Source organism: Alloalcanivorax mobilis, assembly GCF_002864685.1.
Taxonomy (GTDB): Bacteria; Pseudomonadota; Gammaproteobacteria; order Pseudomonadales; family Alcanivoracaceae; genus Alloalcanivorax; species Alloalcanivorax mobilis.
This window is the reverse complement of record NZ_NMQZ01000001.1, coordinates 1-24,650: the sequence shown is the minus strand read 5'-3', so window position 1 is coordinate 24,650 and position 24,650 is coordinate 1. Positions and strand designations below refer to the sequence as shown.

At 62.8% G+C, this 24,650-nt stretch carries 26 protein-coding genes; 20 read left to right on the top strand and 6 right to left on the bottom strand.

What is annotated here, in order from left to right; translation table 11 throughout:
* Nucleotides 1-17 precede the first annotated feature (17 nt).
* From CGS25_RS19275 to coaBC, 4 genes are all read right to left on the bottom strand, one after another.
* Nucleotides 18-2,348, bottom strand: a complete 2,331-nt coding sequence (locus tag CGS25_RS19275) for a phosphomannomutase/phosphoglucomutase (protein WP_101674171.1) — start codon at nt 2,346-2,348, stop codon at nt 18-20.
* Nucleotides 2,349-2,445: 97 nt separating this feature from the next.
* On the bottom strand, nt 2,446-3,402 hold the full coding sequence (locus CGS25_RS00120) for a DegV family protein (protein WP_157933753.1): 957 nt from the start codon (nt 3,400-3,402) through the stop codon (nt 2,446-2,448).
* A 247-nt stretch (nt 3,403-3,649) separates the two neighbouring features.
* Nucleotides 3,650-4,102: a dUTP diphosphatase gene (dut, locus tag CGS25_RS00115; RefSeq protein ID WP_101674169.1), complete on the bottom strand. Its 453-nt coding sequence runs from the start codon at nt 4,100-4,102 to the stop codon at nt 3,650-3,652.
* Nucleotides 4,103-4,136: 34 nt separating this feature from the next.
* Nucleotides 4,137-5,333, bottom strand: coding sequence for a bifunctional phosphopantothenoylcysteine decarboxylase/phosphopantothenate--cysteine ligase CoaBC (gene coaBC, locus CGS25_RS00110; protein WP_101674168.1), 1,197 nt, complete (start codon nt 5,331-5,333; stop codon nt 4,137-4,139).
* A 371-nt stretch (nt 5,334-5,704) separates the two neighbouring features.
* Between coaBC and radC the strand changes: the two genes are divergently transcribed.
* The 18 genes from radC to CGS25_RS00025 all read left to right on the top strand — a co-directional run bounded on the left by radC (nt 5,705) and on the right by CGS25_RS00025 (nt 19,420).
* The gene (gene radC, locus CGS25_RS00105; RefSeq protein WP_089034033.1) at nt 5,705-6,379 is read left to right on the top strand and encodes a RadC family protein; all 675 of its coding nucleotides are present in this window, start codon (nt 5,705-5,707) and stop codon (nt 6,377-6,379) included.
* A 174-nt stretch (nt 6,380-6,553) separates the two neighbouring features.
* A complete protein-coding gene (gene rpmB, locus CGS25_RS00100; RefSeq protein ID WP_089034034.1) occupies nt 6,554-6,790 on the top strand; it encodes a 50S ribosomal protein L28 in 237 nt (78 codons plus the stop codon).
* Nucleotides 6,791-6,801: 11 nt separating this feature from the next.
* Nucleotides 6,802-6,969, top strand: coding sequence for a 50S ribosomal protein L33 (gene rpmG / locus CGS25_RS00095; protein ID WP_089034035.1), 168 nt, complete (start codon nt 6,802-6,804; stop codon nt 6,967-6,969).
* Between the two features lie 40 nt (nt 6,970-7,009).
* On the top strand, nt 7,010-7,330 hold the full coding sequence (locus tag CGS25_RS18915; RefSeq protein ID WP_198588654.1) for a hypothetical protein: 321 nt from the start codon (nt 7,010-7,012) through the stop codon (nt 7,328-7,330).
* A gap of 211 nt (nt 7,331-7,541) precedes the next feature.
* Complete coding sequence (locus CGS25_RS00090; protein WP_101674167.1) at nt 7,542-7,784, top strand: hypothetical protein; 243 nt, start codon at nt 7,542-7,544, stop codon at nt 7,782-7,784.
* Between the two features lie 26 nt (nt 7,785-7,810).
* On the top strand, nt 7,811-8,266 hold the full coding sequence (locus CGS25_RS00085; protein ID WP_232802164.1) for a TadE/TadG family type IV pilus assembly protein: 456 nt from the start codon (nt 7,811-7,813) through the stop codon (nt 8,264-8,266).
* Nucleotides 8,267-8,311: 45 nt separating this feature from the next.
* Nucleotides 8,312-9,241: a Flp pilus assembly protein CpaB gene (cpaB, locus tag CGS25_RS00080; protein ID WP_101674165.1), complete on the top strand. Its 930-nt coding sequence runs from the start codon at nt 8,312-8,314 to the stop codon at nt 9,239-9,241.
* Between the two features lie 73 nt (nt 9,242-9,314).
* Nucleotides 9,315-10,508 carry a type II and III secretion system protein family protein gene (locus CGS25_RS00075; protein ID WP_232802163.1) on the top strand — a complete coding sequence of 398 codons (1,194 nt, stop codon included), beginning with the start codon at nt 9,315-9,317 and terminating at the stop codon, nt 10,506-10,508.
* Nucleotides 10,509-10,512: 4 nt separating this feature from the next.
* Nucleotides 10,513-11,700 (top strand): AAA family ATPase, encoded by a 1,188-nt coding sequence (locus CGS25_RS00070; protein WP_101674164.1) that lies wholly within the window; start codon nt 10,513-10,515, stop codon nt 11,698-11,700.
* 10 nt (nt 11,701-11,710) lie between these two features.
* Nucleotides 11,711-12,880 carry a CpaF family protein gene (locus CGS25_RS00065; protein ID WP_101674163.1) on the top strand — a complete coding sequence of 390 codons (1,170 nt, stop codon included), beginning with the start codon at nt 11,711-11,713 and terminating at the stop codon, nt 12,878-12,880.
* Nucleotides 12,870-13,787, top strand: coding sequence for a type II secretion system F family protein (locus CGS25_RS00060; protein WP_101674162.1), 918 nt, complete (start codon nt 12,870-12,872; stop codon nt 13,785-13,787). Before CGS25_RS00065 ends, CGS25_RS00060 begins: the two co-directional genes overlap by 11 nt.
* Complete coding sequence (locus CGS25_RS00055) at nt 13,780-14,649, top strand: type II secretion system F family protein (protein ID WP_101674161.1); 870 nt, start codon at nt 13,780-13,782, stop codon at nt 14,647-14,649. Before CGS25_RS00060 ends, CGS25_RS00055 begins: the two co-directional genes overlap by 8 nt.
* A 57-nt stretch (nt 14,650-14,706) precedes the next feature.
* The gene (locus CGS25_RS00050; RefSeq protein ID WP_101674160.1) at nt 14,707-15,384 is read left to right on the top strand and encodes a tetratricopeptide repeat protein; all 678 of its coding nucleotides are present in this window, start codon (nt 14,707-14,709) and stop codon (nt 15,382-15,384) included.
* Entirely contained in the window at nt 15,381-15,653 is a 273-nt protein-coding gene (locus CGS25_RS00045) for a hypothetical protein (RefSeq protein WP_101674159.1), read from the top strand. The genes CGS25_RS00050 and CGS25_RS00045 overlap by 4 nt, the downstream gene beginning before the upstream one ends.
* Before the next feature lies 1 nt (nt 15,654).
* Complete coding sequence (locus CGS25_RS00040) at nt 15,655-17,361, top strand: hypothetical protein (protein ID WP_101674158.1); 1,707 nt, start codon at nt 15,655-15,657, stop codon at nt 17,359-17,361.
* Entirely contained in the window at nt 17,339-18,481 is a 1,143-nt protein-coding gene (locus tag CGS25_RS00035; protein ID WP_157933751.1) for a phosphatase PAP2 family protein, read from the top strand. The genes CGS25_RS00040 and CGS25_RS00035 overlap by 23 nt, the downstream gene beginning before the upstream one ends.
* 191 nt (nt 18,482-18,672) lie before the next feature.
* Nucleotides 18,673-19,035: a type II toxin-antitoxin system HigB family toxin gene (locus CGS25_RS00030; protein WP_232802162.1), complete on the top strand. Its 363-nt coding sequence runs from the start codon at nt 18,673-18,675 to the stop codon at nt 19,033-19,035.
* Nucleotides 19,036-19,051: 16 nt separating this feature from the next.
* The gene (locus CGS25_RS00025; RefSeq protein WP_101674156.1) at nt 19,052-19,420 is read left to right on the top strand and encodes a helix-turn-helix domain-containing protein; all 369 of its coding nucleotides are present in this window, start codon (nt 19,052-19,054) and stop codon (nt 19,418-19,420) included.
* Nucleotides 19,421-19,645: 225 nt separating this feature from the next.
* Here CGS25_RS00025 and CGS25_RS00020 read toward each other — a convergent pair whose 3' ends face one another.
* Nucleotides 19,646-20,848, bottom strand: a complete 1,203-nt coding sequence (locus CGS25_RS00020) for a DesA family fatty acid desaturase (RefSeq protein WP_101674329.1) — start codon at nt 20,846-20,848, stop codon at nt 19,646-19,648.
* Between the two features lie 201 nt (nt 20,849-21,049).
* On the bottom strand, nt 21,050-23,014 hold the full coding sequence (locus tag CGS25_RS00015) for a hydantoinase/oxoprolinase family protein (RefSeq protein WP_101674155.1): 1,965 nt from the start codon (nt 23,012-23,014) through the stop codon (nt 21,050-21,052).
* Between the two features lie 131 nt (nt 23,015-23,145).
* Here CGS25_RS00015 and mutM point away from each other — a divergent pair, with 131 nt between their 5' ends.
* Complete coding sequence (gene mutM, locus CGS25_RS00010) at nt 23,146-23,955, top strand: bifunctional DNA-formamidopyrimidine glycosylase/DNA-(apurinic or apyrimidinic site) lyase (RefSeq protein WP_101674154.1); 810 nt, start codon at nt 23,146-23,148, stop codon at nt 23,953-23,955.
* A gap of 134 nt (nt 23,956-24,089) precedes the next feature.
* Complete coding sequence (locus tag CGS25_RS00005; RefSeq protein WP_101674153.1) at nt 24,090-24,473, top strand: hypothetical protein; 384 nt, start codon at nt 24,090-24,092, stop codon at nt 24,471-24,473.
* Nucleotides 24,474-24,650: the final 177 nt, after the last annotated feature.

The following is a 24,650-nucleotide window of genomic DNA, read 5'->3' as shown; positions in this document are numbered from 1 at the left end:
GCATCAAAAAGAGTACGTTAAAAAGGCAGATTCAGCTCGCTGTCCACCGCGCCGATTTGCTCCCGGAACATCAATTGAATGCGCTCCAGGGCCTGCTGGTCACGCCCCTCGAAACGGGTGACCAGCGCCGGCGTGGTGTTGGAGGCGCGTATCAGCCCCCAGCCGTCGGGAAAATCCACGCGCAGGCCGTCCACCGTATTGGGGCGGCCGCCGGGAAAGCGCTCGGCGCGCTCGCACAGCGCCTGCATCAGCTCGAACTTGCGTGCCTCACCCACGTTGATCGCCAGCTCCGGGGTGGTGACTCCGGTGCGCAGCCCGGCGAACACGCCGGCGCTGTCGTTCTGGCTCAGCGACAGAATCTCCAGTAGCCGGGCCGCCGCGTAGAGGGCGTCGTCGAAGCCGAACCAGCGGTCGGCGAAGAATATATGCCCGCTCATCTCCCCGGCCAGGGGCGCGGCCAGTTCTTTCATCCGCTCGCGGATCAGAGGCCGCCCGGTTTTGTACATCACCGGCCGGCCACCCAGCTTGCGCACCAGCGAAGGCAGGGCGCGGCTGCATTTTACGTCGAACAGCACGTCGGCGCCCGGATTCCGGCTCAATAAATCGCGGGCGAACAGCATCATCAGGCGGTCGGCCCAGATGATTTCGCCGTCGCAGGCGACCACGCCCAGGCGGTCCCCGTCGCCATCGAAGGCCACGCCGAGATCCAGCCTGCCACTTTTCACCGCCTCCACCAGCGCGCTGAGATTGTCGGGCTGGCTGGGGTCGGGCTGGTGATGGGGAAAGCGACCATCGACGTCGGTGAACAGTGGCACCACCTTGCAGCCCAGCTCTTCGAACAGCGCCGGGGCAATCAGGCCGGTGGCGCCGTTGCCGCAATCCACCGCCACGCTCATCGGCCGCGCCAGCACGATGTCGTCGCTGATCGCGCGCAGATAGCGCTGGTCCAGTTCCCGGGTGGCGACACTGCCTTGCCCCTGATCCAGCCGCCGGTCGATGATGCGCTGGCGCAGTGCCTTGAGCCGTTCGCCGTGCAGGGTCTGGCCGGCGATCACGATCTTCAGCCCGTTGTATTCCGGCGGGTTGTGGCTGCCGGTCAGGCACACGCCGCTCTGGCTTTCCAGCACTTCGGTGGCGTAATAAAGCACCGGCGAGGGCACCATGCCCAGGTCCACCACGTCGCGGCCAGAGGCGGCCAGGCCGCCAATCAGGGCCTCCATCAGGGCCGGGCCGGAGAGCCGGCCATCGCGAGCCACATAGACGATCTGCTGGCCGGCCTCGCCGGCTTCGCTGCCAATCGCCTGGCCGAGCAGCTTCACCGCCTCGGCGCTGAGGGGATCATCGGTGATGCCGCGAATGTCGTAAGCGCGGAACAGTTCCTCGGGCAGGGCCGGGCCGGAAGCGGGTTTGTCCGGCGCCGACGGCGCCTTGGCGGGCGCTGGCGCGGCCGTGGGGGCTGCCGGTGGGGAGGGCGCGGACGTGCGGGCCTGGCGCACCGCTTCCAACGCCGGGAAGGCCAGGGGCGCGGCCTGCGCTGGCGCCCTTTGCCCGGCCTCGTTCGCCAGCCGCGCGGCATCGCCCCGCAAACGCCGGGCCAGCCAGGCCAGCACCACGCCGCCGGCGGCGACCATCAACCCCGCCATCAGGGCGGCGGCGGGCAGCAGCGTCAGCCAGTGCGTTGGTGCCGGTGGCACCGAGACCGTCACCGTGAACGGTCCGCCCCGGGCGCTGGCCTGCGGGGAGCCGCTGGCCGGGGTGCCGTGGCGGGCCAGTGTCAGGGCATCCTGGGAGAGGGTCAGGCCGGCCCCCGGTGGCAGGCGCGCCGGAAGGCTTTGCAGCATGGGTTTCAGGTCGCGTTCCAGCATCAGGGTGGCGCCGGGCACGCCGTGGGCGAGCAGCACGGCGGGGTGCTCGCCGCCGCGGGCGGAGGTGGCGTCCTCGCCGGATTGCCGCTGCTGTCGCAGCAAATCCCGCTCGGTGAAAGAGAGCGCCGGGTTGTCCTCGGCGCCTTCGGGTATGCGGGTCAAACGGCTGTCCGCCAACCACGGGCCGGCGACGATGCCCGGCCCGCCGGTTGCAGCCGGTGCTAGCGTGGCCTCATCCAGCCCGGCCAGTTGCTGACGATCACGCCGGGTCTGGGTGGCGAGCTCGTTGGCCAGGCTGTTCGCCAGCCGGGTGGCGTCCGCGCTGGCCGTGTCGCGGGCCTGTTGCTGGTGCTGCCACTGCAACACAGCCAGCCCGGCGGCCACCGCCAGCAGGGTCAGCGCGGCCAGAACCAGCGCCGCGCCGCGAAAAGCCGAGCCGCCGTGGCCGGCGCGCGCGGGCCGTTTACTGTTCGTTTTCCCCATTGTTGCCTCTTGAGGCCGGTTGAAATCCTTCCCCAGTGTAGCGGGTCAGGCCACAACAAGACCTGAAGGGCGTTCTGGTTTTCGCCGGCATGGGTGTTTACAGCGGTATGAGTTTACCCGCGTAGGCCACGAACAGGCAGCCGGGGCCGACGTTCACCGCGCCGGTCGCGCTCATCGTCGCCAGGTGCAGCGCCACGCCGTGCTCCCGGGCCGCCGCCTCCAACTCGGTATAGCCCGGCATCCATTGCACCCTGGCGGTATCGCCGGCGTAGCTTAAACAGACGCTGGAGGATATCAGATCACCGGCGCGAATCCGTTCGGCGACATGCTCGAGCATCTTGCGTACGGATTTTTCGTAACTGCGGTTCACCGTGGCCGGGTTTTCCTCGCCGCCGTGCACCTTGATCACCGGATGCATCGACAACGCCGAGCCGAACGTCAGGGCCATGCCGCGCATGGAATCCGCCCAGCTTTTGCGCACGCCCTTTTTAAAGCCCCGGTCGCGCACATAGGCGAGGTCGGCGGGCACCATGTAACCGCAGATGTTTGGCACCATTTCGTCGATTTTCAGCCGGATTTCATTGGGGTTGGCGCCTTTTTCGATCATCTGCGCCGCTTCCGCCACCAGCACCGCGGTGCCGGCGAACAGGGTTTTGCTGTCGATGACGCGCATCGAAAACGGCCCCGGTACGTCGGCGGCGGCGCGCACTTCGCGATAGCGTTTGAGAATGCCGAAGGCGGCTTTGGTGGCGTTTTCGAAAATCGGGCTGTGCTTGCTGGAGACGGTAACGCAGAACACCAGATCGTAGTCGATCACCAGGCGTTGCAGGAACACCGATTGGATTTGCTCGGCGGAAAACGGGATCGATTCGGCGGACACGCCTTTGGAGCTGATTTGCTCGGCGTAGAAGTGGCGGGCGGCGGCGGCGTTGCGCTCATCGACCAGCAGATCATCCCCCAGCCGGATGGAAATCGGCATGATGCGGATGCGGTGTTGTTTGAAATAGGACTCCGGCAGGTCGCACGTGGAGTCGACTACGATGCCGATGCGCATGGTTGATCCCCTTTTCCCCTTATCGGGTTCTAAACGGGCGGCTGAACGCCGGCCCATGGTTTGTTGTTTTTCAGGCGGGAGGAACGTTTAGCGTTGCCCGCTCTTATTGCTTCTTTGTTGGTGTTCGTGCCGCGAACATCCAGGAAAATGACCCCATCATCTTCCTGGATGCGGCTAAGCTAGCATGGTGCTCCGGGTCCGCCAATAGCCGCAGGGCCGCCGCGCGCCGGGTGGCGCGCAACAGGTGTCAGTGCCGTCCGCTGTGCCCGAAGCCGCCGCTGCCGCGTTCGCTGTCGGTGAAGGTCTCCACCTGGCGCAGCGCCACCTGCATCACCGGCACCACCACCAGCTGGGCGATGCGCTCGCCGGGCTCGATGGTGAACGCGTTCTGGCCGCGATTCCAACACGACACCATCAGTTGGCCCTGGTAGTCCGAATCGATCAGCCCCACCAGGTTGCCCAGCACGATGCCGTGTTTATGGCCGAGCCCGGAGCGCGGCAGAATCAGCCCGGCGTAGCCCGGGTCGCTGATATGAATCGCAAGCCCGGTGGGCAGCAGTTCGGTGTCGCCCGGCGCCAGGGTCAGGGGCGCCTCCACCATGGCGCGCAGGTCCAGGCCGGCGGAGCCGCCGGTGGCGTAGTCGGGCAGCGGAAAAGCGTCACCCAGGCGGGTGTCGAGAAGACGGTATTGCAGTTCCATGGGCGGCAGGGGCCTCGTGGGTTGAAAGCGGGAGTCAGCTCTGGCGGATCGCGATCAGCTCAATGAGCTGTTTGGCGATCTGCGTTTTCGAGGCCAGGGGCAGCACTTTGTGCCCGCCGGGCCAGATCACGGTCAGGGCGTTGTTGTCGCTGTTGAAGCCGACGTCGCTGCCGGACACGTCGTTGGTGGCGATCATGTCCAGTTTCTTGTTTTTCAGCTTGCCCTGGGCGTATTCGATCACGTCCTGGGTTTCGGCGGCGAAGCCCACCGTGAACGGGCGTTTTTCATGCAGGGCCACGGCGGCGATGATGTCCGGGTTCTTGATCAGCGTGAGGTGAATTTCCTCGGTGGATTTCTTGATCTTGTGGTCGGCGGTCACGGTAGGCCGGTAATCGGCCACGGCGGCGGTGGAGATGAAAATGTCGCAGCCCTGTTCCACCGCCTGGATGCTGGCCTGGTACATCTCTTCGGCGCGCACCACATCGATCCGCTTCACCCGGTTGGGGGTGTCCAGCGCCACCGGCCCGGCGATCAGGGTGACGCGGGCGCCGGCTTCGGCCGCCGCCTGGGCCAGCGAAAAGCCCATCTTGCCGGAGCTTTTGTTGGTCAGGTAACGCACCGGGTCGATCGGCTCGCGGGTGGGGCCGGCGGTGATCACCACGTGTTTGCCGGTCATCAGGTCGTAGTCGAACACCTCCGCCGCCTGGTGAATGATGTCCAACGGCTCGAGCATGCGCCCGGGGCCGATCTCGCCGCAGGCCTGGCCGCCGTCGCCGGGGCCGAAGATGTGGATGCCCTTCTCTTGCAGGATCAGTTGATTCTTGCGCGTGGCGGGGTCGGCCCACATCTGCTGATTCATGGCCGGAGCCACCGCGATGGGCGCGCCGGTGGCCAGGCAGAGCGTGGCCAGCAGATCGTTGCCGTGGCCATGGGCGAGCCGCGCCAGGAAATTGGCCGAGGCCGGCGCGATCAGCACCAGGTCCGCCCAGCGGGCCAGCTCGATGTGGCCCATCGCGGCTTCCGCGCGTGGGTCGAGCAGGTCGGTGTGCACCGGGTATCCGGAGAGCGCCTGCATGGTCAGGGGCGTGATGAATTCGCTCGCGCCCTGGGTCATTACCACCCGCACTTCGGCGCCGGTGTCTTGCAGGCGCCGCACCAGGTCGGCGCTCTTGTACGCGGCGATGCCGCCGGTGACGCCAAGAAGAATCCGCTTATTGACCAAACGCTGCATACTGTCATTCCGTACAGTAATTGTGGGTTTTCACTGACAGTAATCCGAGAGGATATCGTCTGCCGCGGCCCAGGGAAGTTATGGATACTGGGGGTGGGGCGGCGATGTCCCGGATTGCCGGCGGCCGGTCTTCCCGCCAGGTCTTCCCGCCAGTGCCGGAGCCGGTCAGTTCAGAGTGCCGCCTTTCATGGCACCGGTTTTCCGGGGGCCCGTTTCAAAGAGCCCGTTTCAAGGAGCCATAGGGTAGCACCACGGGGTGAGCATGCGTAGTAATCCCCCGGAGCGCGGCGTCTTCGACCTGATCGTTGGCGTTTTTGGGTGGGGTGCCGCCCGCCCTGGCCGGTGTACTCAAAATCACAAGGAGACGTGACATGGCGATTTCGGATTGGCCCAAAGAGGAGCGACCCAGGGAGAAACTGCTGGCGCGGGGGGCGAACGCGCTCAGCGATGCGGAGCTGCTGGCGGTGTTTCTGCGCGTGGGGCTGCGCGGAGGTACCGCGGTGGATCTGGGCCGGGACCTGCTGGATCAGGCCGGTGGGCTGCGCTCGCTGCTGGAAATGTCGCCGCAACGCATGAAGCGGATGCGCGGGCTGGGCGGCAGCCGCAGCGCCATGCTGATCGCGGCGCTGGAACTCGGCCGGCGGTTTCTGGCCGAGGAGCTGAGCCGGGGGCCGCTGCTGCAGGACCCGGACTCCGCCGGCCAGTTGTTGATGGCGGAGTTACGCGGCGAGACCAGTGAGGTATTTCTGGTGTTGTTTCTGGACAACAAGCACCGGGTGCGCGCCATGGAGAAGATGTTCAAGGGCACGGTGGACAGCGCACCGGTGTATCCCCGGGAGGTGGTTCGGCGGGCGATTGACCACAACGCGTCCAGCGTGATCATCGCGCACAACCATCCCTCGGGGGTGGCGGAGCCCAGCCAGGCGGACCGGGATGTCACTGATCAGTTGCGCCGTGCCCTTAAGCTGGTCGATGTCAGCGTGTTGGACCATCTGGTGATTGGTGACGGGGGGTGGGAATCCTTTATGCGTCGGGGCTGGATGTGAATCGCCATGACGCCCGGATGGCGCCGCTTCCAGCCCGTTCCAGGGGGCCGTGAGAAGGCTTTCCCAGCGTGTCTTTTCAAAGGAAAGCCTTGATCGAAGCCGGGGGGTCTGGTATAAAACGCGCCTTTTCCGGGGCTGCCCCGCCCCCAAAAGTCGCATCACGGGAGCAAGATCATGTCCAAGATTTGCCAGGTGACCGGTAAGCGGCCGGTGACGGGGAACAATGTTTCCCACTCGAACATCAAGACCAAGCGTCGTTTCGAGCCCAATCTGCACTACCACCGGTTCTGGGTGGAGAGTGAAAAGCGCTTCGTGCGCCTGCGTGTATCCTCCAAGGGGATGCGTATCATTGATAAGAAGGGTATCGACACCGTATTGGCCGATATCCGCGCCCGCGGCGCCCGAGCGTAAGGAGCTGAGTCATGGCTGGTCCGATTCGTGAAAAGATCCGTCTGGTGTCCTCCGAGGGTACCGGGCACTTCTATACCACCACCAAGAACAAGCGTCTGCATCCGGAAAAGATGGAGACCAAAAAGTTCGATCCGGTGGTTCGTAAGCACGTGATGTACAAGGAAGCGAAGATTAAGTAACTTCCGCGCCCGCCTGGCAAAGGGGCACATGAAACCCGGCATGATTCGCTCACGCCGGGTTTTTTTGTTGTTTGCCGCGCTGGTGAGTGGGATGTCTCTGGCAGCCCCCGGGATCGAGCCCTGCGACAGCGCCGCTGTGGAGGGGCCCCGACCGCCAGCCTGGCTGTGCCCTGCAACCTGTTCCCTGTTCCTGCTTTTGCCAACTGCTTCGCTCTTTGCCCCTCACTTTGTTCACAATCTTGAACCGAAGTGTCCGGTGTTGCATATACGCTATACCTTTTCCGAACGGCTGGCCTATTCTCCTGTTGTGCCTGTCACATTGAGTGATGGCAGATCGACCAAAAATACCGTAAAAATGTGAAACGGCAGTACCGGTTGTCGCTCTCTAGGCGCCGGTCATCGCCCGGCATAATCGTTAAGTGACTGATACGACTACGTTTGCTTACCGAATATGCACAAAGTAGGACTTGTGAAGTCTGTCACAAAGTTCCTACCATAAAAAACAGGAATGTTGATTAACGATTTATAAACGTTGACTTACCGCACAGGGCATGTGCATGGGAGGGTTCACAATGAAAGCAATCTCTTCTCTTCAGTCCATTTCTCAACGGCTCGCCGTTCGTCTCTTCACCCGGGGCAATTCTTCCGCTGATCGCCAGCGTGGCGCGAGCGCGTTGGAATACATCGTGTTGGCGGCAGCAATTATCATCATCGTCGGTGTGTTGGCCACGGTGTTTGGTGGCGACTCCAATCCTCTGAGCGATGCCTTCTCTGATCTGTTCCAAAGCGCTAAAGACGCAGGCACAGGCACCTGATCAACGTCGTTGACTGGGAGCAGATCGTGTGTGCGTCGGCTTGGCGACAGCGCGGGGCGGTGGCATTGGAATTCCTGATGCTGTTTCCCTTTATCGTCGCCATGCTCTACGCCGCCGCCATCTACGGCATTGTGTTTTTCAGCCAGTACCGAATGCAGAATGCCGTGGACCGGGCGGTCAGCACCGCGCTTTACGTGGATCGCTCGGCCCTGCAGGCCTCGCAGCTGCAGGCGGCGGTGGAGAGCAAGGCCAACGCCACCCTGGCGATTCTGGTGGCGGCGCTGCCGGCGCCGCTGGCCAGTATCGACACCCAGGGCACGGCGTGCGCGGTGGAATCCAGCGAGGGGGTGGAGTTGTTGCGGTGTGGATTGACCTACAACTACAAGGCCAACCCCATCGTGCCGGTAATGAGCTTCGGCATGCTCGGTACTTTCCCGCCGTTGCCCGATACCTTGCAGGCGGAAGCCCGCACCGCCTTTTGATCACAACGATAAGCAGTACCGAGACAGGGATGTTCAGGAGGGGACATGGGATCAAGAGTGTTGTTCATGTTGCCGGCTCTGGCGCTGGCCCTGCTGGCGCTGGTGCTGGCGATTGTCGGGTTGAGCCGCGATCCGGCCACTCCCGCTGGTCAGCCATCACGCCCATCTCAAGCGGACGCGGCTAAAGCGGCGCCCAGCTATCGCTACTGGGTGGTGATGCAGCCGGCGAGCACCGGTGAGACGCTGAGCCAGGAAAAGCTGGCGGTGGTCACGGCCACGTCACCCATCGCCGGCGCGGTCGCCGCGGACACTTCCGTGGCGGATAAACCGGTGCAGCGTTTCGTTCGCCCGGGAGAATTGCTCACCCAGGATATTCTCGAACCCGGCGGCTCCTTGCAGGCGGCGCTGCCCGACGGGTTCCGTGCCATGGCGATCCCGGTGGACGATGTCACCGGCGCCGGTGGCCTGTTGCAACCCGGTGATCTGGTCGATGTGGTCAGCGCCTTCCGCCGTTCCGATCAGGACAAGCCGGTGGCATTGGTGATGCTGCGCCGGGTGCCGGTGCTGGCGGTGCGCGGTGTGCTGTCCCAGGGCGCCGACCCGGCCGGCGAAGAAAACCGCAGACGCAATAACACCGTGGTGCTGTCGGTACCCGAGGCGCGTATTCCGGCGCTGATGCTGGCGTCCGCCGAAGGCAGTTTGCGGCTGGCGGTGGTGGGCGGCGAAGAGCGCAACGCCGTCGAAGACCCGCTTGCCAGCGCCGACCCATCTGCTCAGGGTGCTCGTCAGGCTCCCGATGACACCCCTGATAACGATAGCGTTGCCGCCATTACCGCGGCGCAACCGTTCTACTTCGACGACTTCTTCCCCGAAAAAGAAAAGCCCAAAGCCGCGGCGCCTGCGCCGCGCCGGTCGCCGGGCCAGCGGGTACAGATTTTCGAAGGCTCGGAATCGAGGAGCACCTATGTTCGTTAAGGAATCTCTGAACAACTCCCCGATGGTTCTGTGGGCGCTACCGCACGCAGTAGCAAGGCGCGGCGTGCAGGCAATGGCCCTGGTCCTTGTCAAGCGACGCAACGCGGCTAAAGCGATCGCGGCGTTGGCCGCCGCCGCGCTGTTGCTGGCGGGCACCCCGGTGGCCGCCGATGACATGGGTGCCTCGCTGCAGGTGGCTCCCGGCGAACAGAAGGTGCTTACTTTTCCAGCGGCGGTGACGAAAGTCGCCACTTCCGATCCCGAGGTCATGGCGGTCACTGTTTCCGGCGCCCAGGAGTTGCTGGTCACCGCCAAGAAAGAGGGCTCCGCGGTGCTGTCGGTATGGGTGCGTGGCAATGACCAGCCGCTGCGCAGCGCGGTGGTGGTGGCCACCACCCTGGGGGGCGCGCTGCCGTTCGGCACCCAGGTGCAGACCGATATTCGGGTGCTGGAAGTGAGCCGCACCGAACTTAACAGCCTGGGTGTGTATTACGCCAATCTTTTTAACGGCGGCGACTCGGCCATCGGCATCGCGCCGCCGGGCACTTCATTCCGGGGCTTCTCCGGGGCCTCTGCCTCGCAAACCCCGATCAGTTCGGATGGCTTCAATCTGTTTGGTATCGGCAAGAATTCTCTGACCATTATCAACGCCCTGGAATCCGGCGGCTTTGCTTATACCCTGGCGGAGCCGTCGCTCACCAGCCTTAGCGGCCAGAGCGCCTCGTTCCTGTCCGGCGGTGAATTCCCGGTGCCCACGCGCAGTGATATCAACGGCGTGCAGATCGAGTTCAAGGAATTCGGTGTCGGCCTGACCCTGACGCCCACGGTGATCAGCGGCGATCAGATCATTCTTAAAGTGGCGCCGGAGGTCAGCGAGCTGGACTTCTCCGCCGGTGTGGAGACCGGCGGCGTGGCGGTGCCGGGCCTGCGTGTCCGGCGTTCGCAGACCACGGTGTCGCTGGCGCCGGGGGAGACCTTCATCATCAGCGGGCTGGTCAGCCGCAACACCATCAACAGCAGCGACCGGGTGCCGGGCCTTGGCAACATTCCGGTGCTGGGCGCGTTCTTCCGCTCCAGCCGCATCTCCCGGGAAGACAAGGAGCTGGTGATGGTGGTGACCCCCCATCTGGTCACGCCGCGACAGGCGGGCCAACGGCCGATCCGTTTGCCGGCCCAGCGTTATCACGAATCCAGCACCCAGTGGCTGGATATGGCCACCGAGACCCGGCGTGGCTCGCAACCCCTTCGTCACGGACTGAGCTGGTGAAGCCATGAACGATAACGAAATCATTCTGTCCGTGGTTGACGACCCCGGCATCAAGGCCTGGTTGGACCGGGTGGTGGAAGATCCGTTCCGGCTGGAATTCGTCAGCCGCGGCGATCTGACCCGGGTGTTGCGCCTGCTGGAAGCGACCACCGCCCATATGGTGCTGGTGGAAATCACCGAGCACGACCTGGACCAGTCCCTGGCGATCATCACCGCACTGACCAGCGCGCGCCCCTGGGTCACCGTGATCACCGTGTGCACCCGCGCCAACCAGGACCTGTTGTTACAGAGCATGCGCGCCGGCGCCCGGGACTGTTTTCTGGCCGGCAACGACGCCACCGAAATCCGCGACCGGTTGCGTCGTCATCAACTGGTGCGCAGTGGCCATTACGGTGATGAGAACCGCTCGTCGGTGAACAATCTGACGCTGGTCACCGGCGCGGACCCCACCGTGGATACCCGCTTTCTGGCGCAGAATCTGGCCATTGGTCTCAATCAGCGCTTTCCCACTAAACGCTGTTTGGCGATCGACACCCAGTGGCGCGAGCGCGGCGTGTTTTATCTCGACACCGGCACCGAATTCACCCTGGATAATCTGCTCGCCAACCCGGAAACCCTGGACGAAACCCTGATCGACACGGCCCTGGAGGAGTACCGCCCGGGGCTGCGCCTGCTGGCCGGTGGCACTACCGGCACCACGTTGGACGGCGACCGCAGCGCCGACTTGTTCATCGCGCTGAACCGGCTGATGCAGATGTTCGATCACATCATTATCAACGTGGCGGCGGTGCAGGGCAGCCACTGGGTGCGGGCGCTGGGCATTCATACCCGCCACCTTCTGGTCGCCGCGCACCCGTTGGTGGATCACGCTCACGCCGCCCGCCGTCTGATTCATGACTGGCGTTCCCATCTGGGGCGCGACAGCCGCGTGGAGCTGATCGTCGATGGCCACGATGCCGGCGTGCCGCCGGATCTTTCCGAACTCAGCGAAACCGTGGCGGTGGATCTGGCGGGGGCCCTGCCAATGGATTGGCGGCATCGGCTCCTGGCGATCAACTCCGGTAAGCCGATCACCGAACAATCGCCGCGATGCGCTTACAGCCGGGCCATGGATGGCCTGCTCGATCATCTCGGCGGTGAGGCCGGGGGCGTCGCTCGGCGCGGGCTGTTCGGTCGCATGCTGAGCAGGTAGGAGACAGACCGTGGCCGCTCGAGTGGACCAGGAGTATCAGGAACTCAAAGAGCGCACCCATCGCTGGGTGGTGGAGCGGCTTGACGAAGAAGGCATCGAAGTCGGCCGGGCCGGGCGGGACGGCCTGAATGAATTTATCCGCAACAGTGTTGGCCAGTACATTTCCCATCACCGGGTGCCGTTGTCCACCCAGGATCTCAATCTTCTGGTGCGCGATGTGGTCGACGAAGTCACCGGTTTCGGCCCGTTGGAACCGCTGCTCGCCGACGATCGCATCAACGACATTCTGGTGAACGGCCCCGGCCACGTGTTTGTTGAAGTGGCCGGTGTGTTGCAGCGCGCCCACACCCGCTTTATCAACGACGATCATGTGGTGCGCGTGATTCGCCGCATGCTGGCACCGCTGGGCCGGCGGTTGGATGAGTCCAGCCCGATGGTGGATGCGCGCCTCCCGGATGGCTCCCGCGTCAACGCCATTATTCCGCCACTGGCTCTGGATGGCCCCTCGATCAGTATCCGAAAATTCACCGGCAATCATCTTTCCGCGCAGCAATTGATCGACAGTGGTTCGATGACCGAAGCGTGCCTGGATGTGCTGGTACGCGCGGTGGAATCGCGCCGCAATATTATTATCAGCGGTGGCACCGGCACCGGTAAGACCACCATGCTCAATCTGATCAGCCAGTACATTCCCCGCCAGGAACGCATTCTCACCATTGAGGATTCCGCCGAACTGGTGCTGCATCACCCCCACGTGGTGCGCCTGGAAACGCGCCCGGCCAACACCGAAGGCAAGGGCCGTATCTCGGCGCGGGAACTGGTGATCAACTCACTGCGAATGCGCCCGGACCGGATCATTCTGGGTGAGGTGCGTTCCGGCGAAATCATCGAACTGCTGCAGGCGATGAACACCGGCCACGAAGGTTCCATGAGCACCATCCACGCCAATACCACCAAGGACGCCCTGGTTCGAATCGAAACCCTGCTGGCGGTGAACGGTTACGACGCCAGCGAAAAAGCCATCGGCCGGCTGATCGGCTCGGCGCTGGACATTATTATTCAGCTCGTTCGCACCCCCGATGGCCGACGCGTGGTCAGCGAGGTGGTAGCCCTCACGCCCACCGACGACAACCCCTACCACATGGATTACCTGTACCGGAGTGGCGACCATGGCGACTGAACAGATGCTCGCTCTGGCCCGCACGCTGGCGGTATTGGCTCTGTTGCTGATGGTTCTGCAGTGGCTGTGGGCCCGTTATCGGCAACGACGGTTACTGCGTGACAACGTGCGCGACCGGCTGCGGCCTTCCCTCGACGTCAACAGCGATTCCGAAGTGCGGGTGACGCTGTCTTCGCTGGAGCGGATACTGCTGCGCGCCGACATCCGACTGTCTCGCGGTCAGTTGATGGTATCGGCACTGGTCATTGTCGTGTTCGTGGGTGTGGTGCTGAGCTTGAACGGCGCGTTGGTGGCCCTGATCACGGCCGGGTTGATCGTGGTGGCGCTGTGGATGTACTGGCGGTTTCGCTTCCAGCAACAGCGCCGGCGCATTTATGAGGAATTGCCCGGCCTGATCGACACCGCTTTGCGTTATATGGACGCCGGCCGCTCCCTAGAGAACGCCCTGGTGGAATCGTTCCGCGACGCGCCGCCGGTGTTTGACCCGCTTTCTTTCCGCCTGCGCAGCGCGGTGGAATCCGGTCGTGATTACACCGGCTTGTTCGAGGATTTCGCCGCGCTTTATCAGGTGCCTTCCCTGGTGCTGGTGTCCATTGCCCTGCGCACTTCCTCGCGTTTCGGTTCGTCGATTCGCCCGGTGTTTCAGCAGGTCGCCGGCTCGCTGCGCTCGCAACAGGAACTGCGCCGGGAATTTCTTGCCGCCACCGCGGAAACCCGCTTCACCGCCGCCGCCTTCGCGTTGCTGCCCCTGGGGTTGGCGGCCTACATGATGCTGATGAACGAAAATTATTCCCGCGTGCTGCTGAGCACGTCCACCGGCCATGTGATGCTGGGCATCGCTGGCGCGCTTCAGGGGCTTGGTGTGATCATTATCTGGCGGATGATTCAGGGGGTGGGCCGTGATTAATGCCTGGTTGCTCGCCGCCATCGTCATCGCCTTGGCCTCGGTCTGGGTGGCGTCGGTAAAAGCACCCCAGTGGGCGCGACGGGCTCGCATTAATGCGCGTCTGCGGGAACAGGCGGTGGACGAGGATGCCGTTAAATCATCCTGGCTGGGCCGGCTTGCCAGCCAGTTCACCGAGTCGTCGCTGGCCAGGGGGGATTTCGAGGAGATTCGTGAAGCCTACGCCGCCACCGGACGCGGTAAGGAACAGGCGCAGGTGCTCTATCTGCTGTTCTGTTGGCTGATTCCGGCACTGGCAATCATGGCGGGCTTTGCCGTGTTTGGTTTGCTCGGTGGCATGGTGGTGGCGGTGCTCGCCTTCCTGGTGCCGCGTCGGGTGATTCGCGGCATGGGCAAAGCGGCGGAGCTTCAACAGAATCTGGAAGCGGTGGAGCTGTGTCACCTCACCCGCATGCTGATTGAAGCCGGCTTGTCCCTGGAGCGGGTGTTGCGTCTGATCGCGGCGCAAGGGCGCGCCATGTTGCCGATGCTGGCGCCCAGGCTGGACCGCTTTAACCGCCTGATGGAGTCCGGCGCCGAACGCAGCCAGGCACTGGATGAGCTCGGCGAGAACCGGCGCATCCCGGTGCTGCGTAACTATGTAGTGCTGATGAAGCAGAGCAGCCAGCTTGGCGCTGGTGTTTCTCACAGTCTGGATCAGATTATTCATGAAGCCCAGAACGTGGAGCGCAATCGTATTCGTGAAGAGACCAACCGCATCGGTGCCAAGATGACCGTGGTGATGATGGCGTTCATGCTGCCGGCGCTGTTTAGTTTGATTGGTGGGCCGGCGGTGATTTCCATCGCCGAAGCGTTGTCACGGTAGCGGGCGTATTGTCGCGGCAACAGAGCACCGCGGGCATAAAGAAACGGAGAGCAAAGGATGCAGAAAATTATATTAGGGCTGGTCACCGCGGTCATGCTGGGAGGATGCGCGCACCAACCACCGCCGCCAGTCACAGCGGAGGATCGCCTCAGCCTGGCCAACCTGAGCTGCGAGCCGGTGAACCGACCCGAGGATCAGGTTCAGATGGACATGATCGACGACATGATGGCGCGCCAACGCGAGCACGCCGCCCTCGCGCAACTGGAAAGCCGGCCGCTGGCCACCGTCGATCACTGGCTGCGCTACGGCCAGTTGTTGGCCGCCACCGGTCGCCTGGACCGCTCCGAGGAAGTGTTTCGGGCCCTGGTGGACCAATGCGGCACCGGCCGTAGCCACCATGGCCTGGGCATGGTGCTGCTGAAAAAGAACGATGTGAACGGCGCACTGAACCATCTGCGCATCGCCCGCGAACGCACACCGGCGTCCGCCGAAGTGCGGAACGACTATGGCTACGTGCTGTTGGTGGTCGGCCTGCCCGAAGAGGCCGCCTACGAACTGCGCACCGCCATGGAGCTGGGCAACGGTGAAGGCCCGGTACGTCAGAACCTGGCGGTGGCTTATCTGCTCACCGAAAACTGGGCGGGCCTGCAGTGGATGACCCAGCAATACAACTTCACCGGCGATGAGCGGGCCTACGCGGAAAAACTGGCCCCGCAGTTCGGGAGAGCGGAATGAAAAAAGTAATTTTCTCAATGCTGATGATGGCGCCCCTGCTGGCCCTGGCGGACCAACCGCCGGCTTTCGGCCTCTCCGGCCAGGTGGTGGAGCGGCGCTATGAATTCGACACTAAAAAGCTCCTCGATCAGCAGAGCCAATCGGCACCAGCAGCACGAAGCGAACTGTCCGCCCCTCTCTACGTCGACAGCCAGCGCCGCATCGCCGATACCTTTAAGCAGCCAATCCCGGAAGATTTTGGCGAAGACCAGACCCGGGAAGAGAACTGAAATGAACGGCCAGCGCGGGGCTTTGATGTTCATTACTCCACTGCTAATGGTGGTGGTGGTGTTGCTCTCGGTACTAGCGCTGGATGGTGCTCGCCTGTACTCCCTGCGGCAGGACATGCAGGCTCAAGCGAACGCGGCGGCCAGCGCAGCGGCTGGGATCACCCAAACCTGCACAAGCTTGTCTGGCGCCAGCACATTCAATGATATTGAAACAGAGGCCCGCCGCTTGGCCATGGAAAGCGGCTGGGACGGGCAGGGCGATTTTTTAGCGGCAGCCGGCGTTATGGAAGCAACTGACGGCGACTTTGCTTTTCGAGAGTCGGGGCTACTGCAGGCGAATAGCGTCGCTATCAGGTACAGGCGCTCGGCACCGATATCAATGTTGATTCCAGAGCGTTTTGGTAGGGTCGGCCTGGAAGTAACGGCTGCTTCGAGAAAAGAGGTCCTGGCAACGGTCAGCGCAGTCGGCACCACGGCCATCGCCGGCGGGGACACGGCAAGCGCAACGGTATTAAACAGCTTGCTCGGCGGACTTTTCAATGGCGGTTCGCCTTACAGTTTTTCTCCTACGAGCCTTAACCAGTTGGCTGATGTGACCGTCCGGCTCGGTGATCTGCTTGATGACACGGGGGTCGGCAGCGTTGTTAACCGATTGCCAGTGGATGCTGAGGGGCTGGCGCAAGCTCTGTCGACGGTTCTGGATGGCGCGAGTCCGGCCGGGATACTCGTTGATGACCTGCTTAAAAATGCCGCTGGTCTTGAGGGAGTAAGCGTAGAGAAAGTACTGAAACTGGCGGAAGACGGCGCGGTGGTTCCCGAGAACGCTACTATTCCGGTGTATGACCTTCTAATGAGCATGACGCTGAATGTTCTGCAAGGAACGTCCGTAATGCTTAATAACATAGGCGTAAGCATACCCGGGTTGGCAAACGTTGGTGCCAGTATCCAGGTGTTCAATGCGCCTTCCGTGGTGGTTGCGCCGGCGAGACAGGATGCATCTCAGCAATGGATAGGCCATGTGGAAACGGCTGACGTCGCCATAGTCTTAAACGCCGAAATAAATCTGAATATTATTGTTCTGGGAACAGGCGTTAGAGTTCTGGTGGATCTCCCTATCGAGGTGCAGACCGGTGTTGGGACCGCTGATTTGGTGCGGGCTGAATGCGCGCAAGGTCTTTTTAATCAGGTGAGGTTCGGAGTTAGAGGGCAGTCCGGCGTGGCTTCTGTTTCCGGTGCCGCCGATGTGAATGCTCAACTGGCATTGCTGGGTATTCCGATAACGCTGTTGGGCCTTCGCTTGAATCTTGATCTTCCAGTGGGCTCAAACAGTTTCGATGTCGACAGTCAGCCAATGCCATTGGACGAACCTCAACCGGAAACAATATCCGTTGGTGGCGGTTTGGGCTTGGGTGGCATAACCGGGGCGAATCTAACCGTGACCGGCTCGGCTCATGCCGGCAGTTTTTCCTGCGGCCTGCTTTGTTCGGCGCTCAATTTGCTATTAACGCCAATCATCGGCGCGGTCAATGGAATATTGCAGAGCCAGCTTGTCGGGCTGGTAACCAATCTCTTGGATGCAGTCATTGATCCGCTGCTATCCGGGCTTGGCTTGAGCCTGGGCGTTGTTGATATCCAGATATCCGACGCTCAGCAAGGACGAATGATCTTGCTGGAAGATCTGCCAAGTGAAATATTCGATAACCAATAATAAAAAGCCGGTTGATCAACGGGATGGAGCTCTTCTCACTCTGGAAAAATTGCGTCTTCTCGTGCGCCCTTTCTTAACCAGTTTCAGGAAGGAAAAGGCCGTTATTTTTTTGATTTCTATCTATATTGCCATCACCTGGTCGATAGCTCGGATATACGGCTTGCAAGATCGTTTTTCTGTTTTGGTATACCCGCAAACAGCAGTCCTGCTGCTTGTGTGCGTGGGGGCCGTGGCTGTTCTGATTGCTGCTTCCCATGTGATTTTGGTGGTGCGCCCCGAATTCCCTGTGCGCTATCTTATAGCCCAGCTGCGGACTTACCTGGGCCGGCTTGGTTTCATCCGGCCGGCGATAATGATCGTTGCGTTTGCCGCGCTTCTTTCTTCCGTGTCCTCCTTTAAGACACTGATTCCCGCACTGATTCCCTATCGTTGGGATGCGGCTTTTTATGATCTGGAGCAGGTGCTGTACGGTGACAGGCAGGCGTGGCAATGGCTGCAACCGTGGATTTCGGCCTGGAACCTGAGTCAACCGATTAATGTCGCCTACAATTTCTGGTTCTTTCTGATTCCGGGCGTGCTGCTCTGGCAAATCTTGGAGATTAATCACTGGCACAGGCGTCGTCACTTTCTGGTCGCCTTTGTGCTGTCCTGGGCCTTGAACGGATCCATGTTCGCGGTGTTTTTTTCGTCCGCAGGCCCATGTTATTACGGACGCCTTTTCCCCGGCGAAGTCGATCCATATGCGCCCTTGATGACCTATCTGGCGAGCGCTTATCACGGCGCGCCAGTATGGGCCATCAACACGCAGAACTATCTCTGGCAGCTTTATCAGAACGAAGAGCTTTCGCTTGGTTCAGGGATTACGGCCATGCCGAGCATGCATGTTGCCCTCGCCTGGCTAACGTTCCTGCTCTTCAGACGAATCAATGGATGGCTGGGCGCGGTGGCGTTGCTGTATGCGGGTGTGATTCTGGTGGGGTCGGTGCACCTGGGTTGGCACTACTCAGTGGATGGCTATTTTTCTATTCTGACGACATCGCTAATCTGGATTGCCGTTGGACGTTGGTACTCCCGACGTCAGCCCCACGAAGAAGCTGTACCGGCTTTTCAAGAGCAATAGACAGCCGGTCGAGCCGTAATGCTGTTCACGTCAATGGGTTGCCCCTTCTCCGTAAGGAGAGGGGGCATTCCAGAAGCGCGTCGAATGGGTAGCGACTCACTCACGCGCGGCGCGTTGTGGCCGGCGGTCAGACCCGAACCCTCGCCACCTGATAACCCTTCAACGTATTCCCGAAATCCTGCAAGACATGGATGACGGATTCCTCGGCGTTGTGGGTATTGAGCTGGTCCAAATTGGGACTATGCCTGCGTTATGAAAGTCATTGCCCTGTCGACGCTAAAGGCCTTCTGGCAGAACAATCCCGGCCATGCCGATGCGACGGAGCCCGTCTTGGCTTGGTACCGTCATGCGGTCAGCGCGGATTGGGCCACCCCGGCGGACGTAAGACGCAGTTCAGAAATGCCAGTGTTCTGAGGGACGGTAGAGTGGTGTTCAATATCGCTGGGAATAAGTACAGGCTGGCCGTGTGGATCAACTATGTTTATCGAGTGGTCTACATCCGCTTTATTGGCACCCACTCCGAGTACGACAGGATCGATGTTCAGATCATCTGATCAAGAGGTAACGACGATGGACCTCAAACCGATCAAGACCGATGCCGACTACAAGGCAACGCTGAAAGAGATCGAAGGCCTGATGATGGCGGAGCCGGACACTCCGGAAGGAGAAAAGCTGGACGTATTAACGACGTTGGTTGAGTCCTACGAAAGCAGGCATTATCCGCTGGACCTTCCCGATCCGGTGGAAGCGATCAAGTTCGAAATGGAACGGAAAGGACTCAGTATCAAAGACCTCGAGCCGATGATTGGCAAGCGCAACCGCGTTTACGAGGTCCTGAACAGGAAGCGCTCGTTAACGCTGAAGATGATTTGGAGGCTTCACCGAGAGCTGGGTATCCCCGCGGACTCGCTGATCAAGCCGCCAAAAGAATGCCCCTGAGCCTACAAAGCGCCTGAACCCGCTGTAACGGCCTCCGCTTAAGAGGTCCTCCGCGTTTCTTCAGATCGGTTCCCTCTCCCCTTGAGGGAGAGGGACAGGGAGAGGGGGCGACGCCATTTCAGTGCCTTACCATGCGAGACGGTGCTTCCCCCTCTCCCGCGAGGGGAGAGGGGCAAAGATCGATCTGAAGTCAGCAGCGTTGCGAGTAGGCGTTGGCGGAGTCCGTTAAACCCGAACCTTCGCCACCTGATAACCCTTCAACGTATTCACGAAATCCTGCAGGGCATGAATGCCGGATTCTTCGGCGTCGCGGCACCATTGCGCCAGGGCGTCGAGCATCTCCGAGGAATTACGGCTGGTCTGGCTCCAGATTTCCTGAAGACGCAGGCGGTAATCGTAGATGGTCGCCAGGGTGTGGTTGTGCGCGGTCAGGTTGGCGAGCCGGTCTTTGTGGCGGTGTTTGAAGAAGCGCTGGTCGCGGTGCAGCAACTTGTGAGCCCGGTGGTACAGGCCACGGGTGGCGTCGCAGGCGCGGGCTTTCTCCTGGTTGAACACCGGTTTGATCACGGTGCGGCGGTAGTGCGCCATCACCTGGAAGCGGTGCTGCATCAGGGCGCGCAGGGTGTCCAGGTCGACGCTGGGTTTGCCGGCTTCGACGATCGGTTTGGGCGCGACTTTCTTAACCTTCGCCAGGTGCAGCATTTCGAACAGACGAATCCAGGCCCAGCCCATGTCGAATTCAAAACGGCGCACTGACAGCTTTGCGGAGCTGGGGTAAGTGTGGTGGTTGTTGTGCAGTTCTTCGCCGCCGATCAGGATGCCCCAGGGCAGCACGTTGCGGGAGGCGTCGGTGCATTCGAAGTTGCGGTAGCCCCAGTAGTGGCCGATGCCGTTGATGATGCCGGCGGCGGTGATCGGGATCCACATCATTTGGATGGCCCACACGGTCACGCCGATCACGCCGAACAGGGCGACGTTGATCAGGCCCATCAGGGTAATGCCCAGCACCGTGTACTTTTCGTAGACGTTGCGCTCGATCCAGTCGTTCGGGCAGCCGGCGCCGTATTTGTCCAGGGTTTCCTGGTTGACGGCCTCGGCCTGATACAACTCTGCGCCTTCACGCAGCACTTTGCGGATGCCCAGCACCTGTGGGCTGTGCGGGTCTTCCTCGCTGTCGCAGCGGGCGTGGTGTTTGCGGTGGATGGCGGTCCAGGCACGGGTGCCCATGCCGGTGGTCATCCACAGCCAGAAGCGGAAGAAGTGTTTCAAAGCCGGGTGCAATTCCAACGCGCGATGGGCGGAATAGCGGTGAAGGTAAACCGTTACGCTCACAATGGTGATGTGAGTCAGGCCCAGGGTGATCAGCACCAGGGTCCAGGGGCCCGGGGCGAGCAGCCCCTGGGAGAGGAAAGTCAGTATCTCGTTCATCATGGGAAGCACTGCTAAAAAGGTGGAGGCGCGGTAGGCGCGTTCCTTGGTTGTACGGAGTCCGCGGGTTGGCTTATCTGGCTTGCCCGCCGGTCACCGGGGCCGGAGCCCACTTATCGTTTTGACCACGGCCGGCGTTGTCGGTTGCAACGTGGCGCTCGGGAAATCAGCGGGGTCCTGACGCAACTGGGTCAATAATCTTTATCGAAACAGCAGCAGGTGACCCTTCGAGTGTACCCGAGCCTGCCAGCCCGGTGCCAGATAAATGGTGCCGACCGCTTCGACGATCAAGGCCGGGCCGGCGAGCCGCTGGTCGGCGTGCAGATCGTCCCGGCGGTACACTGGCACTGGCATGGATAACCCGGGCAGGCGGGCTTGCCAGGCCCGCTCGCCGCTGCCGCCGGGTAACGGCGTGGGGGCCGGCGATACGGCCCGGGCCTGGCACCGGACCCGCACATTGACGCGCCGCACCGGCAGGGCCAGTCGATAACCGTAGCGTTGCTGGTGCTGTTGATGGAACGCCTGTTCGCAGGCGTCGGGGTCGCCGTGCCAGGGCAGTGCCAGCGTCGAGGACTGGCCCTGGTAGCACAGGTCCAGGCTGACCGTGGTGTCGATGTCCGCGCCGGACACCCCTTCGGCGACCAGTTCGGCCCGCCCCCGTTCCAGCAACGCCGCCGCCACCGCTTCCAGGGCGGCGGTGTCCGCGTCGGCCGCCAGCGCCTGGATCATCTCCCGCTTGCGCGGCGCGTGCACCAGGCCTTCCGCCGAGAGCACCCCGGCACGGATTGGCACCACCGCCCGGGTCATGCCCAGGTTGTCGGCCAGCGCGCACACGTGCAGGCCGCCGGCGCCGCCGAAGCTCATCAGGGTGAAATCCGCCGGGTCGAAGCCCTTTTGAATGGAAATGACCCGCAGGGCCTGGCTCATGTGCTCGTTGGCGAGGTCCAGAACACCATGGGCAGCGTCTTCCAGGGATAGCCCGAGCCGCATCGCCAGGCGCGCCACGGCGGCGTGGGCGGCGGCGATGTCCAGTTGCAGGTTGCCGCCCAGTGCGAACTCCGGCTGCAGGCGCCCGAGCAGCACATTGGCGTCGGTGACGGTGGTCTGTTCGCCGCCCCGGCCATAGCATGCGGGGCCCGGGTCGGCGCCGGCGGATTGCGGGCCAACGTGCAGCAGGCCGGCGTCGTCGACCCGGGCCAGGGAGCCGCCCCCGGCGCCGATGGTGTGCATGTCCACCATTGGCACCGCCACCGGATAGGGGCCGATGTGGCCGCTCTGGGTCAAGCGCAGGTCGCCATCCAACAAGGCCACGTCGGTGGAGGTGCCGCCCATATCAAACGTCATCAGGCGCCGCTGATCCAGCTCGCGGCCCAGGTGCAGCGCGGCGCTGAGGCCGCCGGCCGGGCCGGACAACAACAGATTCACGGCCCGCTCGGCGGCGTTGCCGGCCTCCAGGGTGCCGCCGTTGGATTGCATGATGGTCAGGGGCGAAGGGCTGACGCTGTCCGCCAGCCGCCGCAGGTAATGGCTGACCCGTGGCGCCAGCCAGGCGTTCAGCCAGGTGGCGGTGCCGCGTTCGTATTCGCCCCGGGTGGGCAGCACCTCGCAGGACAGGCTCACGGGCAGGCCGGCGGCCCTCAGCGCTTCTCCCAGCCGCTGTTCGTGGCCGCCGTCCAGGTAGGAGAACAGCAGAGTGATCGCCACCGATTCGGCGCCGTGTTCGCGAACCCGGGCGACCAGGTCGTCAATGTCGGCGGCATTCAAGTCGACCAGCGTGTTGCCGGCGGCATCCAGCCTGGCCGCCACGCTTTCCACCGGGGTTGAGCGCATCGCCGTGGGCGTGGTGGAGGGCGTCAAATTGTACAGCTCGGCCCGGTTCTGTCGGCCGATCAGCAGCACGTCTTCCAGACCCCGGTTGGTCACCAGCACGGTGCGTGCGCCTTTGTTTTCCAGCGCCGCGTTGGTGGCCACCGTGGTGCCGTGCACGATCACCAGCTCGCCGGCGGCCAGGGCGTTGCTCAGACCCATTTCGTCGATGCCGCGCAGGATCGCCTGCTCCGGGGCGGAGGGGGAAGAGAGCACTTTGTGAATGCGCGGGGCGTCGCCACCGAGCAAAACGAAATCGGTGAACGTGCCGCCGGTGTCCACGCCGAGCCAGTAGCGCATGGTGTCTCCGTTGTCGCTGCCGTTTACAATCGGTGTCGCTCTGCGCACTCTATGCGATCCTCGCGCCACCGCGGGGTGCGGCCGTTGCCGGTGAACCCGCAGGCCGAATTTACCACAAGCCGGATGTCCCCATGCCCGAATTGCCCGAAGTGGAAACCACTCGGCGCGGCATCGCGCCCTTTGTCGAAGGCCGTGTTCTGCGCGCGGTGACCGTGCGTGAGCCACGGCTGCGCTGGCCAGTGGACGCGCGGGTCGGCGCTTTGCGTGATCAGGCCATTCTTGGCCTGCACCGGCGCGCCAAGTATTTGCTGATGACGCTGGACGGTCTGGAGCTGGGCATCCATCTGGGCATGTCCGGCACCCTGCGCGTGGTGCAGGCGGACACGCCGTTGCGCAAGCATGACCACATTGATCTGTTGCTCGACTCCGGAATGGTGCTGCGCTTCAACGATCCGCGCCGCTTCGGCGCCGTGCTCTACCTTGAGCAAGGGCTCACTCACCCGCTGCTGGCCAGCCTTGGGCCCGAACCTCTGGGCCCGGACTTCTCCGGTGAGGGAATGTATCAGCGCAGCCGGGGCCGCAAGGTGTCGGTGAAAAGCTTCATCATGGACAGCGCCACCGTGGTGGGGGTGGGCAACATCTACGCCCAGGAAAGCCTGTTCCTGGCCGGGATCCACCCTTCCCGCCCGGCGGGCCGCATCAGTCTGGCCCGTTACCAGGGGCTGGCGCTGGCGATCCGCTCGGTGCTGGCGAAGGCCATCGAGGCCGGTGGTACCACCTTGCGTGATTTCACCCGGGCGGACGGCCAGCCCGGCTACTTTGCCCAGCAACTGCTGGTGTACGGCCGTGCCGGCCAGCCCTGTCCGCACTGTGGCGAGACGCTGCGCGGTGGCCGCCATGGCCAGCGCAGCACCGTATTCTGCCCGCGTTGCCAGCGTTGAAGGGCGCCGCTCCAGGCGTTATTGCCGCTCCCGGGACAAAGCTGTAGATTGTGATGCAATTGCCGGATTATTAAACACTTAGCTACGACAATATTAGTAGCACTTTAACGATAAGAAACAACAGGGGAACCACCATGAAGCGAGCTCCGCGCCTGGTCGTCACGACCGCCCTCGCCTCTGCGCTCACGTTTTCATTGGCCACGTTCGCCCAGGCCCGCGATCTGGAGCTGGAAGGCGCCCGCCCGTCGCCGCTGGCGATGGTGGGCGATGCGGTGCTGGTGCGCCCGGTGATGACCGTGGCCACCGTGGGTGGGCTGGCGTTGTATGTGGTGACCCTGCCGTTCAGCCTGCTTGGGGGCAACCCCGGCGAAGCCGCCGAAACACTGGTGGCGGCGCCGGCGCAAACCGCGTTCGTGCGGTGCCTGGGCTGCACCCCGCAGCAGCATCAACGGTTGCAAGCGGAAAAGCGCAGCGAAGACGCCAACCGGCGGGCCGTGGCATTGAGTGAATCGAACTAACCTGTTTCCTGGTCCGGAGTGAGCCCGGCCACAACGCCGCTGTGGGAGCGGTCCCCGAAGGCGAGGGTGGGCCTGGCAAAGCCGTTTCGCGGTCAAGGACCGCTCCCACATCAGAATCCAACCCGGTGCCAGCCTGGCTGTTCCCTGCAACCTGTTCCCTGCCCCGGCCTTGCTACA